We start from the raw sequence: 15,152 nt of genomic DNA, 5'->3' as shown, positions 1-15,152 counted from the left end.
CGGAGCAGCGGGGACCGTGTCACCGGTCGCGAGCGGGTGACGCCGGGTGAAAACGCCGCCTGCCCGTCCCGCCGCCGCCGGTCGACGTGTGGGCGCCGAGGCGTACGCTGGGATCCGTCGTCCCGCACGACGTCAGCCCGGACCCGCTCACCCTCGGTGAGCCTCGGTCCGGGCCGTTCGTGCTGCCCCGTCGTGTCCTCAGCCAGCCCCGGCACCGTCCTCGACCCGGGCCCGCCCCGCGCGCGGCCGCCGACGCTCCCGACCACCGTCCTCGGAGGGACCCCACCGCATGAACCTCACCGGCATCCTGCCCGCGCTCCTCGCCGACCCCGCCGCGGCGGCGGCGGTCGAGCACGTGCGCGCCCGCGGCGAGGCGGACGTGGTCGGCCCGGCCGGCGCGCGCCCGCCGCTGCTCGCCGCGATGGCCGGGGCACGGGCCACGGGCCCGGTCGAGGGCACGGCGTCCGACGGCACGGTGGGAGGCGCCGCGTGGGCCCCGGGCTCGCGCCCTCTCGTGGTCGTGACGGCGACCGGGCGAGACGCGGACGAGCTCGCGGCGAGCGTCCGGGCGTACCTGCCGGACGAGCTGGCCGACGTGGTCGCGGTGCTGCCGAGCTGGGAGACGCTCCCGCACGAGCGGCTGAGCCCGCGGGCGGACACGGTCGCCAAGCGCATCGCCGTGTTCCGCCGCCTCGCGCACCCGGACCCGGAGGTCGGGCCGTCGGGGCCCGTCCGCGTGCTCGTCATGCCGGTGCGTGCGCTCCTCCAGCCGGTCGTGGACGGGCTGGGCGAGCTCGAGCCGGTCGAGCTGCACGCCGGCTCGACGGCGGACCTGACCGACGTCGCGGAGCGGCTCGTCGCGGCCGCGTACACGCGCGTGGACATGGTCGAGCGCCGCGGCGAGTTCGCGGTGCGCGGCGGCATCCTCGACGTGTTCCCGCCCACCGAGGACCACCCGCTGCGCGTGGAGTTCTGGGGCGACGAGGTGTCGGAGATCCGCTGGTTCGCGGTCGCGGACCAGCGCAGCCTCGAGATCGCCGAGCACGGGCTGTGGGCGCCGCCGTGCCGCGAGATCCTGCTCACCGAGTCGGTGCGGGCGCGCGCGGCGGCGCTCGTCGAGCAGCTGCCGGGCGCGGTCGAGATGCTCGACAGGCTGGCCGCGGGCGTCGCGGTCGAGGGCATGGAGTCGCTCGCGCCGGTCCTCGTGGACCGCATGGTCCCCGTGCTCGAGCTCGTCCCCGACGACGCGCTCCTCGTGCTGGACGACGCCGAGCGCGTGCGCCGCCGCGCGCACGACCTCGTCGCGACGACCGAGGAGTTCCTCGCGGCGGCGTGGACGGGCGCGGTGGCGGGCGGTGCGTCGCCCCTCGACCTGTCGGCGGCGTCGTTCGAGACCTTCGCCGAGGTCCGCGCCGTCGCGCAGCGCCGCGGCCTGGGGTGGTGGACGCTGTCCTCGTTCGCGCTCGACAACCCGGACCTCGACCTCCCGACGGGCGAGGCTTCCGCCGCCGGTGCGCGGGCCGTCGACGGCGCGGGCGCGTCGTCGGGCACCACGGCCGCGCACGTGGGCGAGAGCGCGGACGGCGTCCCGACGTTCACGCTCGGCGCGCGCGACGTCGAGTCCTACCGCGGCGACGTCTCGCGCGCGCTGGACGACGTGCGCGGCCTCCAGCACGCGGGCTGGCGCCTCGTGCTGACGACCGAGGGCCACGGGCCCGCCAAGCGCATGGTCGAGCAGCTCGGGGCCGTCGACACGCCCGCCCGCCTCGTGCCGCGCCTCGACGACGAGCCCGAGGGCGGCATCGTCCTCGTGACCCCGGCGATGGTGGGCAAGGGCTTCGTCGCGCCGGAGCTGCGCCTCGCCGTCTTCTCCGAGGCCGACCTCACGGGCCGCGCGGGCACGAGCACGCGCGACATGCGCAAGATGCCGAGCCGGCGGCGCAACGTCGTCGACCCGCTCCAGCTCAAGGCAGGCGACTTCGTCGTGCACGAGCAGCACGGCGTGGGGCGGTTCGTCGAGCTCGTGCAGCGCACGCTCGGCACGGGCGGCAACGCGGCGACGCGCGAGTACCTCGTCATCGAGTACGCGTCGTCGAAGCGGGGCCAGCCGGGCGACCGCCTGTTCGTCCCCATGGACCAGCTCGACCAGGTCACCAAGTACACGGGCGGCGAGTCCCCCAGCCTCAACAAGATGGGCGGGGCCGACTGGGCCAAGACGAAGACCCGCGCGCGCAAGCACGTCAAGGAGATCGCGGGCGAGCTCATCCGCCTGTACTCGGCGCGCATGGCGACGCAGGGGCACGCGTTCGGCGCCGACACGCCGTGGCAGCGCGAGCTCGAGGACGCGTTCGCGTACGTCGAGACGCCGGACCAGCTCGCGACGATCGACGAGGTCAAGGCGGACATGGAGAAGACGGTCCCCATGGACCGGCTCGTGTGCGGCGACGTCGGCTACGGCAAGACCGAGATCGCGATCCGCGCGGCGTTCAAGGCCGTCCAGGACGGCAAGCAGGTCGCGGTGCTCGTGCCGACGACGCTCCTGGTCCAGCAGCACCTCGAGACGTTCTCCGAGCGGTACGCGGGCTTCCCCGTCACGGTGAGGGCGCTCTCGCGCTTCCAGACGGCCAAGGAGTCCGAGGAGACGATCGAGGGCCTGCGGCTGGGGAAGGTCGACGTCGTCATCGGCACGCACCGGCTCATCACGGGCAGCATCCGGTTCAAGGACCTCGGTCTCGTCATCATCGACGAGGAGCAGCGGTTCGGCGTCGAGCACAAGGAGACGCTCAAGCAGCTGCGCACCAACGTGGACGTGCTCGCCATGTCGGCGACCCCGATCCCGCGCACGCTCGAGATGGCGGTCACCGGCATCCGCGAGATGTCGACGCTCGCGACGCCGCCCGAGGAGCGGCACCCCGTCCTCACCTACGTGGGCGCGTACGAGGAGAAGCAGATCGCCGCCGCGCTGCGCCGCGAGCTGCTGCGCGAGGGCCAGGTGTTCTACGTGCACAACAAGGTCGAGACGATCGACCGCACCGCGTCGCGGCTGCGCGAGCTCGTGCCCGAGGCCCGCGTGGGCGTGGCCCACGGCAAGATGAACGAGCACCAGCTCGACCAGGTGATCCGGGCGTTCTGGGAGAAGGAGCTCGACGTCCTCGTCTGCACGACGATCATCGAGACCGGCCTGGACATCTCCAACGCGAACACGCTCATCCTCGAGCGCGCGGACATGCTCGGCCTGTCCCAGCTCCACCAGCTCCGGGGCCGCGTGGGCCGTGGCCGCGAGCGCGCGTACGCGTACTTCCTCTACCCGCCCGAGCGTCCCCTCACCGAGACGGCGCACGACCGCCTCGCGACCATCGCGGCCCACACCGACCTCGGCGCCGGCATGCAGGTCGCGATGAAGGACCTCGAGATCCGCGGCGCGGGCAACCTGCTCGGCGGCGAGCAGTCCGGGCACATCGCGGGCGTCGGGTTCGACCTCTATGTCCGGATGGTGGGCGAGGCCGTCGCGAACTACCGGGGCGACGGGCCGGAGGAGCAGCCCGAGATCTCCATCGAGCTCCCGGTCGACGCGCACCTGCCCGAGTCGTACATCGCGACCGAGCGGCTGCGGCTCGAGGCGTACAAGAAGATCGCCGCCGCGACCGACGCGCCCGAGCTCGCCGAGGTGCGGGCCGAGCTCGTCGACCGGTACGGCGCGCTGCCCGACGTCGCGTCCGCGCTGTTCGACGTCGCGGACTTCCGCAACCACGCGCGCCGCGCGGGGCTCACGGACGTCACGGCGCAGGGCAAGTTCGTCCGGTTCGCGCCGGTCGACCTCGCCGAGTCCGCTCAGCTCCGGCTCAAGCGCCTGTACCCGGGCACGCTCCTCAAGCCCGCGATCCGCGCGTTCCTCGTCCCGTACCCGACGACGGCGCGCATCGGCGGCCGGCCGCTGCGCGGGGCCGAGGTGCTCACCTGGGCGCGCCAGCTCATCGACGCCGTGATCGTCGGCGAGGTGAGCGCCGCCGCTGCCGTCGGGACGTCGTCGGGCGCGCGCTGACCGGCGTCAGCTCTTGCGGCCGTCGAGGAAGTAGGCGATGGGGCCGACCCAGTTGACGAGCAGCGCCAGGCCCCACGCGAGCTTGGTGCCGTTCACCTGCTCCGCCGGGCGGCGCAGCAGGTCGCGGTACGCCGCGGCGGTGAGCGTGACCTGCGCCGCGCCCACGACCCCGACGGCGATCTTCTGACCCGTGGTCAGGTCCTTCCAGCGGCGCTTGGTCCCCATGTCGTCGTCTCCTCCCGTGGTGTGCGTACGGCTCGACGCTATGCCGTCGGGGCCCACGACGCACGGCCCGCGGGCCGGCAGTGGTCGGCGGGAGCCGGAGCGGCGGAACACGGCGAGCGAGTGCCTCATGGGGTCGTGACAGCGTGCACCGTTCTCTGTAAGGTTGCTGCAACATCCGGAAACTCTCTGCAACGCCGCCGAGTCCCGGACGCGCGCCCGACACCCCGGGGCGTGGTCAGCACCGCGTGGCCCTCCCGCGCTCGATGCCGAGCGTGCCGTCGGCCGCAGCACCTCGAAGGAGCAGCAATGACGCGCACCACCGAACCCGCCGGGCCGCCGGCACCCACCCTGCCGTCCGTCGCCGGTCACGGTCCCCGGCGGACGTCCCGGCGCACGAGCCGCCGGGACGGCCGCCTGCGGCGACTCGTCGCGGCCGCGGCGTCGGCCGCCCTCGCGCTCGGGGCGGCGCTCGCCGCCACGGTGCCGGTCGCGGGGTCCGCCGCGGCGGCACCGCCCGTGCCGACGCCCGTCGTCGACTCCCCGAACGGTCGGGGCGACGTGATCCTCAACCTCTTCCAGTGGACGTGGGACTCCGTGGCCGCCGAGTGCACGAGCACCATCGGCCCGGCCGGGTTCGGCTACGTCCAGGTCTCGCCGCCGCAGGAGCACATCCAGGGCACGGCGTGGTGGACCTCCTACCAGCCGGTCAGCTACAAGATCGAGTCCAAGCTCGGCACCCGCGCCGAGTTCCAGCACATGGTGAGCACGTGCAGGACGGCGGGCGTCGGCGTCGTCGTCGACGCCGTCGTCAACCACACGGCCGGCGCCGACACGGGGTCCGGCACGGGCACGGGTGGGACGGGCTACTCCGTGGACAGCTTCCCCGGCGTCCCGTACGGGCCGAACGACTTCAACGACTGCCGGTCGAACATCAGCAACTACGGCGACCGGTACAACGTCCAGAACTGCCGCCTCGTCTCGCTCCAGGACCTGCGGACGGGCTCCGACTACGTGCGCGGCAAGATCGCCGGCTATCTCAACGACCTCCTCTCCCTCGGCGTCGCCGGGTTCCGCATCGACGCCGCGAAGCACATCCCGGCCGCGGACCTCGCGGCGATCAAGGCACGGCTCACGAACCCGAACGTCTTCTGGGTGCACGAGGTCATCGGCGCGAGCGGCGAGCCGATCCAGCCCTCGGAGTACCTCGGCTCCGGCGACTCGCACGAGTTCTTCTACGCGCGCGAGCTCAAGTCCCGGTTCGACGGCCAGATCAAGGACCTGCGCACCATCGGTGACGACAAGCTCCCCTCGGACCGCGCCGGCGTCTTCGTCGACAACCACGACACCGAGCGCAACGGCGAGACCATGAACTACAAGTGGGGCGCCAAGTACCGGCTCGCCAACGCGTTCATGCTCTCGTGGCCCTACGGTGCGCCGAGCGTCTACTCGGGCTACGCGTGGAGCGACAAGGACGCCGGTGCCCCCGGTGCCTCCGCGACGTCCGTGCCGGACGCGAGCTGCTCGAGCAGCGCGTGGGTCTGCACGCAGCGCTGGACCGAGATCGTGGGCATGGTCGGCTTCCACAACGAGGTCGCCGGGACCGCGGTGACGAACTGGTGGGACGACGGGAACAACCACATCGCGTACGGCCGCGGCGCCAAGGGGTACGTGACGATCAACAACTCCGCGAGCGCCGTGACGCGCACCTACCAGACGTCGCTCCCCGCCGGCACGTACTGCGACGTCGTGGCGTCGAAGGACTGTTCGAGGACCGTCACCGTGTCCGGCGCCGGCACCTTCACCGCGACGGTCCCGGCCTACGGGGCGCTCGCGCTGCACGTGGGCGCCGTGGACGACGGCGGCACCGGCGGTCCCGGTCCCGTCGACCCGAGCGGCACGACGACCGTCTACTACGCGACCGACAAGGGCTGGAACGCGTACCACGTCCACTACCGCGTCGGCACGGGCGCCTGGACCGCCGTGCCCGGCGTCGCGATGACCGCGGCCTGCACCGGCTGGGTCTCGAAGGAGATCGCCCTGCCGAGCGGCGCGACGGGTGCCGCCGCGACCGTCACGGCGGCGTTCACGAACGGCTCGGGCTCCTGGGACAGCAACGGCGGCAAGGACTACGCCCTGAGCGGCGCCGCCGTCGCGGTCGCGGGCGGGACGGTCACGGCGGGCGACCCGTGCGAGGACGACGGCGAGGGGCCGGGGCCCGTCGAGGGCCAGGGTGACGCATCGTTCTCCGTGACGGCGACGACGACCTGGGGGCAGAGCGTCTTCGTCGTCGGCAGCATCCCGGCGCTGGGGTCCTGGGCACCGTCGAACGGCGTCGCGCTCTCCGCCGCGAGCTACCCCGTCTGGACCGCGACCCTCGACCTCCCGGCGGGCACCACGTTCGCGTACAAGTACGTCAAGCGCGACGGCGGCGGGAACGTCGTCTGGGAGAGCGGCGGCAACCGCACCGCGACGGTCGGCCCGGACGGCTCGGTGACGCTGTCGGACACCTGGAGGTCGTGACCTCGCGCTCCCGGCCCCGCCCCGGTCTCACCCAGACCGGGGCGGGGCCTTCTGTCGTGGTGGTGATGGTCGGCCGCCGGCTCTCGCCCGCCGCCGAGGGAGGGTGGCGGGGAATAGTTCAACCATTGTCTGAACCTGGTGGGTGCCCCTAGGGTGTGGCCCGGGCGCGCCGGTGCGCCCGGGGGCGATGCGCCCCGGCCGATCGCAAGGGAGCGACGACGATGAGACGCACGTGGAGGACCGCCGTGGCGGGGGTGCTCGCCACCCTCGTGGCGGGAGGGGGAGCGAGCGCGGCAGTGGGGATGGATGTGCGGGGTGCGCAGACGCCTGCCCGGGTCGATAACGATATCGATATCGTTCTGGAGAACGATTTCGAGTCGGCGGCGACGACGCCGTGGGCGGCGCGTGGGCCGGTCACCGTCGCCCTGACCGGCGCCGAGGCGCACGGCGGGTCGTCGAGCCTCGCGGTGACGGGTCGGACGGCGGACTGGCACGGCGTCGCGACCGACGCGCTCGCGCTGCTCGAGCCCGGCGTCGCGTACGACGTCGAGGCGTGGGTCAAGCTCCCCGCGGGCACGGCCGGGTCGTCCGGGGTCCACTTCACGGTCCAGGAGACGGGCGCGGCAGGGACGGCGTACACGTGGGTCGGCGGGGCCGTCGCGACGACGGCCGACGGCTGGGTGGAGATCGGCGGGACGTACACCCTGCCCGCGGACCTGACGTCGGCGTCGCTCTACGTCGAGGCCGCGCCCGTCGCGGGCACGCACCCGTCGTTCCTGCTCGACGACGTCCGCGTGACGACGGTCGCGACCGACCCCGGCGACGCCGTGCCCGGGGGAGCGGTGAACCCCGTCCCGACGCCCGTGCGCCTCGCCGAGGGGACCGGCGACGTCGCGGCCCTGACGTTCGACGACGGCCCGAACCCCGGCACGACGCCCGCACTCCTGGACTTCCTCGCCGAGCACGACCTGCACGCCGTGTTCTGCGTCATCGGCCAGAACGTCCGGGCACCGGGCGGCGCCGAGCTCCTGCGACGCATCGTCGACGAGGGGCACGTGCTGTGCAACCACTCGACGGGCTACGCCGACATGGGCGGGTGGTCGGCCGACCAGGTGCGCGCCGACCTCGTCGAGAACCTCGGCGTCCTGCGCGACGCGCTCGGCGACCCGCAGTACCCGGTCCCGTTCTTCCGCGCGCCGAACGGCTCGTGGGGCGCGACCCCCGAGGTCGCGGTCGCGCTCGGCATGCAGCCGCTCGCCGTCGTCAACACGATCTCCGACTGGGAGACCCAGGACGTCGCGACCCTCACGGCGAACCTGCGGGCCGCGATGAAGCCCGGCGAGGTCGTGCTCGCGCACGACGGCGGCGGCGACCGCGCGGGCACGCTCGCGGCGGTCGAGACGGTCGTCGCCGAGCGGCTCGCGGACGGCTGGGAGTTCACGTTCCCCGTCGGCACGCCGCCGCGCGGTGGTGAGGTCCTCCTGGAGACCGGCTTCGAGGACGGCCTCGGCGGCTGGGTGCCGCGCGCAGGAGACGCGACGACGCCGTCGCTCGACCTCACGGACGTGGCGCACGGCGGCACGCAGGCCGCGGTCGTCACCGGCCGTGACGGTCAGGGCGACGGCATCGGGCACGACGTGACCGGTCTGCTCGCCGCCGGCACGACGTACGAGCTCAGCGCGTGGGTGCGCTTCGCCGAGGGGCAGCCCGCGGACGACGTGTGGCTCAGCATCGCGCGCACGGTCGACGGGGCGACGTCGTACTCGACCCTCGCTCAGATCTCGGGCATCACGAGCACCGGCTGGACGCAGGTCACCGCGACGTTCCCGGGAGCCGCCGCGGACGAGGCGCTGCTCTACCTGGAGACGGACTACGACGGCGACAACACGAGCGACCTGCTCGTCGACGACGTCGTGCTGCGCGTGCCGCCGCCGCCCGCCGTCGAGGACCTCACGGGCATCAAGGAGACCGTCGACGTCCCGGTCGGTGTCGCGATCGACAGCCGGGAGACGTCCGGCGCGGCGTCCGAGCTGCTGCTGCGGCACTTCGACCAGGTCACGGCCGAGAACCACATGAAGCCCGAGGCCTGGTACGACGAGGACCGGACGTTCCGGACGCACCCCGAGGCGACCGCCCTCATGGACTACGCGGCCGCGAACGACCTGCGCGTCTACGGCCACGTGCTCGTGTGGCACTCGCAGACGCCGGCCTGGTTCTTCGAGGGGGCCGACGGCGCGCCCCTGACGACGTCCGAGGCGGACCGGCAGGTCCTGCGCGACCGCCTGCGGACGCACGTCTTCTCCGTCGCGCAGGCGCTCGCGGACGCGTACGGCCCGTTCGGCGGCGACAACCCGCTCACGGCGTTCGACGTGGTGAACGAGGTCGTGTCGGACGGCGGGGAGAACCCCGACGGCCTGCGCCGCTCGGAGTGGTTCCGGATCCTCGGTGAGGAGTACCTCGACCTCGCGTTCGCGTACGCCGACGAGGCGTTCAACGACGTCTACGCGGACCCGGCGGCGAAGGAGCGCGGGGAGCGGCCGGTCGCGCTGTTCATCAACGACTACAACACCGAGCAGGGTGGCAAGCAGGACCGCTACCACGCGCTCGTCGAGCGGCTCCTCGCGCGCGGCGTGCCCGTCGACGGCGTGGGGCACCAGTTCCACGTGAGCCTCGCGATGCCGGTCTCCGCGCTCGAGGGCGCGATCGAGCGGTTCGCCGACCTGCCCGTCACGCAGGCCGTCACCGAGCTCGACGTCACGACCGGCACCCCGGTCACCCAGGCGTCGCTCGTCGAGCAGGGGTACTACTACCGCGACGCGTTCCGCGTGTTCCGGGCGCACGCCGACGACCTGTACTCCGTCACCGTGTGGGGCCTCACCGACGGCCGGAGCTGGCGCGTCGACGACGGCGCTCCGCTCGTGTTCGACGACGCGCTCAAGGCCAAGCCCGCCTACCACGGCGTGGTCGACGGAGAGCTGCCGGCCCGCCTGCGCACGGCCGACGTGTTCGCCGGGGACGTCCCGCTCGACGGCGACGCCGCGGCGGCCCCGGACTGGCAGCGCCTCCCGCTGCACAGGTTCGCCGCGCCGGGTGCTGCCTCGGGCGGAGACGTGGGCTTCCAGCTCCGCTGGGCCCCGGACCACCTCACGGCCTTCGCGAGCGTCGACGACGCGACCGAGGACGCCGCCGACGCCGTGACGTTCGCGCTCGACGGGGACGAGCACGTCGTCGGCCGCGACGGTGCGACGAGCGCGGGGGTCTTCGCGGAGGTGACCGAGCGCCCGGGCGGGTACGACGTCGTCGCGCACCTCCCGCTCGACGCCGCCGCCGCGGGCGACACGCTCGCGCTCGACGTGCGCGCCACGGACGCGGGGGCCGATGGGACGTCCGCGTGGAACACGCCCGGCGCGACGGGCACGCTGCGCCTGCTCGAGGAGCTGTCGTACCTCGAGGTCGCGCACGCGTCGGCCGCGCCCGCGGTCGACGGCGAGGTCGACGCCGTGTGGGCGGAGGCGGGTGCTCCCGTGACGACCGCGAAGGAGGTCCAGGGGAGCGGCGGGGCCGTCGCGACCGTCCGCACCCTGTGGCGCGACCGGACGCTCTACGTGCTCGCCCAGGTCGCCGACCCGGTGGTGGACGTGAGCGGCTCCGACCCGTGGGTGCAGGACTCCGTCGAGGTCTACGTCGACGCGGGCAACGCCAAGAACGGCGCCTACCGGGACCTGGACACCCAGGTCCGCGTGAGCGCCGAGAACGCCGTGTCGTTCGGCACGGGCGACGAGGCGGCACAACGCGCGCGGGTCACGAGCGCGACGACGCGCACGGCCGACGGGTACGTCGTCGAGCTCGCGGTCGACCTCGCCGACCAGGGCGGCGAGGGCACGTTCCACGGGCTCGACCTCCAGGTCAACGACGCGTCGGGCGGCACCCGCACGGCGATCCGCAACTGGGCGGACCCGTCCGGGGCGGGCTACCAGTCGACGGCCCGCTGGGGCGTCGCACGGCTCGTCGGCGCGGGCGCCGCGCCCGAGGTCGCGCTCGACGTCGAGGCGTCGGCGCGCTGCCTCGCGGGCAAGGCCTACGTCGCGGTCCGGGCGACGAACCGCGAGGACGTGCCCGTGGACGTGACGCTCACGACCCCGTACGGGTCGCGGACGTTCACCGCCGTGGCACCGGGCGCGAACGCGTACCAGTCGTTCGCGGTCCGGGCGACGTCGGTCCCGGCCGGCACGGCCACGGTCACGGGCGTGCTCGACGGCGGCCGGGTCACCTCGACGCGCGACGTCGCCGTGGAGGCACGCACCTGCTGACCTGCGGAGCGGGTGGTCGTGGCCCGTCCGGACGTCCGGACGGGCCACGACCGCACGGTCGAGCGGGGAACGACGGGCGGGGGCACCGGCTCGGCCGAACCTACGATGAACCGGTGACCGCACCCGAGCCCTCGGCCCCTCAGCCCGCGCCCGCGCACGACCCCGCGACCGACCCGCTGCGCGACGTCGTCGCCGTCATGGACCGGCTCTACTCCCCGGGCGGGTGCCCCTGGGACCGCGAGCAGACGCACGAGTCGCTCGTGCGGTACCTGCTCGAGGAGGCGCACGAGCTGGCCGACGCCATCGAGACCGGCGACCGCGCGGGGATGCGCGAGGAGCTCGGCGACCTGCTGCTCCAGGTCCTCTTCCACGCGCGCATCGCGAGCGAGGAGCCGGACCCGTTCACGATCGACGACGTCGCGGCCGACCTCGCGGCGAAGCTCGTGCGACGCCACCCCCACGTGTTCGCCGATGCCGACGTCACCGACCTGCACCAGCAGTGGGACGCGATCAAGAAGGCCGAGAAGCAGCGCTCGTCCGTGCTCGAGGGCATCTCGCACACCCAGGGCGCGCTCGCCCGCGCGCAGAAGGTGCTCTCCCGGGCCGGGCGCGGGGGCCTCGGCGAGACGGTCGACGCCGCGCTCGCGGCGCCGTCGGCCGGCATCCCGGCCGAGGTGGCCGCGGGTGGTGCGAGCACGACGGCGGACGAGCGGCTGGGGCGCGAGCTCCTCGCTCTCGTCGCGCGCGCCGAGGCGGACGGGCTGGATGCCGAGGCGGCGCTGCGCGGCGAGCTGCGGCGCGTCGAGGCGCGGATCGTGGCGGCGGAGACGCCGCGCGCGGAGGGGTCGGCCTGACCGGGACGTTCGTCCCGATCGTCGACGCGCAGGTCCCCGGCCCGTGGCCCACGGACCGGACGCAGCGGCGCAGGTCACATCCGGGCACTAGGCTGTGGTCGTAAACCCACCACCGTCGCGGGCGCGCACGCGGCGTCCCGGGTTTCCCTGCCCGGGTCGGCCACACCCCATTCGATGCGCCCGCAGCCCTGCCCCGAAGGAGCACCTGTGGCCAGCATCGAAGCCGTTGGAGCGCGCGAGATCCTCGACTCCCGCGGAAACCCGACCGTCGAGGTCGAGGTCGTCCTGGACGACGGGACGTTCGCCCGCGCCGGAGTGCCGTCGGGCGCGTCGACCGGTGCGTTCGAGGCCGTCGAGCGTCGGGACGGCGACAAGTCCCGCTACCTGGGCAAGGGCGTCGAGGGCGCGGTCAACGCCGTGATCGACGACATCGCCCCGGAGCTCATCGGCTTCGAGGCCGAGGACCAGCGCCTCATCGACGCCGCCCTCATCGACCTGGACGGCACCCCGAACAAGGGCAAGCTCGGCGCGAACGCGATCCTCGGCGTCTCGCTCGCCGTCGCGAAGGCCGCCGCGAAGAGCGCGGGCCTCGACCTGTACCGCTACGTCGGCGGCCCGAACGCGCACGTCCTGCCCGTGCCGATGATGAACATCCTCAACGGCGGGTCGCACGCGGACTCGAACGTCGACATCCAGGAGTTCATGGTCGCCCCGATCGGCGCGTCCTCGTTCCGCGAGGCGCTGCGCACCGGCGCCGAGGTCTACCACTCCCTGAAGTCCGTGCTCAAGGGCAAGGGCCTCGCGACGGGCCTCGGCGACGAGGGCGGCTTCGCGCCGAACCTGCCGAGCAACCGCGACGCGCTCGACCTGATCCTCGTCGCGATCGAGCAGGCCGGGTTCGTCCCCGGCAAGGACGTGGGCCTCGCGCTCGACGTCGCCGCGACCGAGTTCTTCAAGGACGGCGCCTACCAGTTCGAGGGCAAGGCGACCAGCTCGGACGACATCATCGCGTACTACGAGCAGCTCGTGCGCGACTACCCGCTGGTCTCCATCGAGGACCCGCTGTCCGAGGACGAGTGGGGCGCCTGGTCGCAGCTCGTGGCCGAGGTGGGCGACAAGGTGCAGATCGTCGGCGACGACCTCTTCGTCACCAACCCGGAGCGCCTCGCCAAGGGCATCGAGCTCAAGGCGGCGAACTCGCTCCTGGTCAAGCTCAACCAGATCGGCACGCTCACCGAGACGCTCGACGCCGTCGAGCTCGCGCAGCGCAACGGCTTCACCGCGATGGTGTCGCACCGCTCGGGCGAGACCGAGGACACGACGATCGCCGACCTGTCCGTCGCGACGAACGCCGGCCAGATCAAGACCGGTGCCCCGGCCCGCGGCGAGCGCATCAACAAGTACAACCAGCTCCTGCGCATCGAGGAGGCGCTGGACGACGCCGCGCGCTACGCCGGTCGCGGCGCCTTCCCGCGCTGGACGGTGCAGGGCTGACCTGCGGCTGGCCGTCCGGTCGCGCAGCAACCCCGCCGGGGCGTCCCGGCACCCGGAGCCCGGTGGGCCGCTCGTCGGCCCGCCGGGCTCCGGCGCGTCCGGGACCCGGTGCGCGACGGCGCACGACGCCGTCGCAGGTCACGGCCGCGGGTGAAGATGTCGTGTCGATCGGCTCACGTTCGCGGACGCACCGCGCGTGCTGCCGGAGCCCGGGCCGCCGCGGCAGCACAATCGGGGCATGCCGTCCTCGCGCCGCCCTCCGCGCCCCGGTGCCCCCGCGCGCCCGGCGACCGGGCCCGCGCGCGGGTCGTCCGGGTCGAAGCCGGCCCGGTCGGGCCCGACGGCGTCCGGAGCGTCGTCCCGCTCGTCGACGTCCAAGCCCGCCGCGTCCTCGGGCATGTCGCGCGCGCGGCCGACGACCGGGAAGAGCTCCACGACGGGCGCGAAGGCCGCCGCGTCGTCGGGCGCACGCCGGCCGGCCACGCGCACGCAGCGCTCGGCACCGTCGCGCCGCGCCGCGGGCCCCGCGCCGGAGGACCGGCGCCGGAGCCGGTACGGCTTCCTGCTGCCCGAGGTGGTGACGGTCCGCACCCTGGTGCTGTCCGTCGTCGTGCTGCTCGCCGTGGTGCTGCTGCTGCCCACCCTGCGGGCGTACGTGAACCAGACGGGGGAGCTGCGCGAGCTGCGCAACGACCTCGCGCAGGCGGAGACCCGGCGCGACGACCTCCAGTCCGAGCTGGACCGCTGGGACGACCAGGCGTACGTCGAGCGCGAGGCGCGGGACCGCCTCAACTTCGTCATGCCGGGCGAGCGGCCGTGGCGCGTGCTCGACCCGGAGACGGTGGTCGACGACATCGACCCGCAGACCGGTCGGACGATCACCGACGGTCCCGTCCAGGGCTACGAGGACGGCACGCCCTGGTACGAGGCGATCTGGGCGTCGGTGCAGGTCGCGGGCGAGCAGCCGGTGTCGTCGGGCGCGGGCGAGGGGCCCGGGACGGCCGGCGAGGAGGCCCCGCCCGCGGGCGAGGAACCGACCGGCGACGGCTCGGCGTCGTCGAGCGGGGAGAATGGGTGACGCGTCGTCCCGACGCGCCCGACCGAACCGAAGGAAGACCCGTGCCCGACGCCCGCCTGGCCATCCCCGCCGACGACCCGGACGCCGTCGTCACCGAGCGCGACCTCGAGACCCTCGCGGAGCAGCTCGGTCGCACCCCGCGCGGGGTCGTCGGCATCGCCGCGCGGTGCGCGTGCGGGCGCCCGCTCGTGGTCCGCACGGCGCCGCGGCTCGAGAACGGTACGCCGTTCCCCACGACCTTCTACCTCACGAGCCCCGGCGCGGTGGCGGCCGCGTCGACGCTCGAGGCGAACGGCGTCATGAGAGAGATGTCCGAGCGCCTCACCGAGGACGAGGAGCTCGCCGCCGCCTACCGGCGCGCGCACGAGCACTACCTCGCGCAGCGCGAGGCGCTCGGCCACGTCGAGGAGATCGACGGGATCTCGGCGGGCGGCATGCCGACGCGCGTCAAGTGCCTGCACGTCCTCGTCGGGCACGCGCTGGCCGCCGGGCCTGGCGTGAACCCTCTGGGCGACGAGGCGCTCGAGCGCGTGCGCGACGTGTGGCGCCCGGACCGCTGCACCTGCTGAGCCGCCGCGACCGAGACCCCGGGTGACGCAGGGCACGCGGCGGGCTCCCGTCCGGAGGGC

Annotated in this window: 8 protein-coding genes; 7 read left to right on the top strand and 1 reads right to left on the bottom strand. The window is 74.1% G+C overall.

Annotation, left to right across the window (positions count from 1 at the left end; translation table 11 throughout):
• Positions 1-289 precede the first annotated feature (289 nt).
• A complete protein-coding gene (gene mfd / locus CCE02nite_RS14785; RefSeq protein WP_141390374.1) occupies positions 290-4,042 on the top strand; it encodes a transcription-repair coupling factor in 3,753 nt (1,250 codons plus the stop codon).
• Positions 4,043-4,048: 6 nt separating this feature from the next.
• On the opposite strand, the gene CCE02nite_RS14780 is transcribed toward mfd, so the two are convergent.
• The gene (locus CCE02nite_RS14780) at positions 4,049-4,267 is read right to left on the bottom strand and encodes a PLD nuclease N-terminal domain-containing protein (protein WP_141390373.1); all 219 of its coding nucleotides are present in this window, start codon (positions 4,265-4,267) and stop codon (positions 4,049-4,051) included.
• Between the two features lie 306 nt (positions 4,268-4,573).
• Between CCE02nite_RS14780 and CCE02nite_RS14775 the strand changes: the two genes are divergently transcribed.
• The 6 genes from CCE02nite_RS14775 to CCE02nite_RS20775 all read left to right on the top strand — a co-directional run bounded on the left by CCE02nite_RS14775 (position 4,574) and on the right by CCE02nite_RS20775 (position 15,092).
• Entirely contained in the window at positions 4,574-6,787 is a 2,214-nt protein-coding gene (locus CCE02nite_RS14775; RefSeq protein ID WP_141390372.1) for a carbohydrate-binding module family 20 domain-containing protein, read from the top strand.
• A gap of 221 nt (positions 6,788-7,008) precedes the next feature.
• Complete coding sequence (locus tag CCE02nite_RS14770) at positions 7,009-11,097, top strand: endo-1,4-beta-xylanase (RefSeq protein ID WP_141390371.1); 4,089 nt, start codon at positions 7,009-7,011, stop codon at positions 11,095-11,097.
• Positions 11,098-11,210: 113 nt separating this feature from the next.
• Positions 11,211-11,951 carry a nucleoside triphosphate pyrophosphohydrolase gene (locus tag CCE02nite_RS14765; RefSeq protein ID WP_255318884.1) on the top strand — a complete coding sequence of 247 codons (741 nt, stop codon included), beginning with the start codon at positions 11,211-11,213 and terminating at the stop codon, positions 11,949-11,951.
• Between the two features lie 207 nt (positions 11,952-12,158).
• Positions 12,159-13,445, top strand: a complete 1,287-nt coding sequence (gene eno / locus CCE02nite_RS14760) for a phosphopyruvate hydratase (protein WP_047234129.1) — start codon at positions 12,159-12,161, stop codon at positions 13,443-13,445.
• A gap of 238 nt (positions 13,446-13,683) precedes the next feature.
• The gene (locus tag CCE02nite_RS21055; protein ID WP_255318883.1) at positions 13,684-14,523 is read left to right on the top strand and encodes an FtsB family cell division protein; all 840 of its coding nucleotides are present in this window, start codon (positions 13,684-13,686) and stop codon (positions 14,521-14,523) included.
• A gap of 41 nt (positions 14,524-14,564) precedes the next feature.
• Positions 14,565-15,092 (top strand): DUF501 domain-containing protein, encoded by a 528-nt coding sequence (locus CCE02nite_RS20775; protein WP_237843573.1) that lies wholly within the window; start codon positions 14,565-14,567, stop codon positions 15,090-15,092.
• The last annotated feature ends 60 nt before the right edge of the window (positions 15,093-15,152 follow it).

This window comes from Cellulosimicrobium cellulans, assembly GCF_006539945.1.
GTDB lineage: Bacteria > Actinomycetota > Actinomycetes > Actinomycetales > Cellulomonadaceae > Cellulosimicrobium > Cellulosimicrobium cellulans.
Note: the sequence above shows the minus strand (reverse complement) of the source record. Positions and strands in the feature narration are given on the sequence as shown.

What these genes read in the sequence shown, in the direction of transcription:
- mfd (WP_141390374.1), top strand. Translation starts at nt 290, where the DNA reads ATGAACCTCACCGGCATCCTGCCCGCGCTCCTCGCCGACCCCGCCGCG.
- CCE02nite_RS14780 (WP_141390373.1), bottom strand. Translation starts at nt 4,267, where the DNA reads ATGGGGACCAAGCGCCGCTGGAAGGACCTGACCACGGGTCAGAAGATC.
- CCE02nite_RS14775 (WP_141390372.1), top strand. Translation starts at nt 4,574, where the DNA reads ATGACGCGCACCACCGAACCCGCCGGGCCGCCGGCACCCACCCTGCCG.
- CCE02nite_RS14770 (WP_141390371.1), top strand. Translation starts at nt 7,009, where the DNA reads ATGAGACGCACGTGGAGGACCGCCGTGGCGGGGGTGCTCGCCACCCTC.
- CCE02nite_RS21055 (WP_255318883.1), top strand. Translation starts at nt 13,684, where the DNA reads ATGCCGTCCTCGCGCCGCCCTCCGCGCCCCGGTGCCCCCGCGCGCCCG.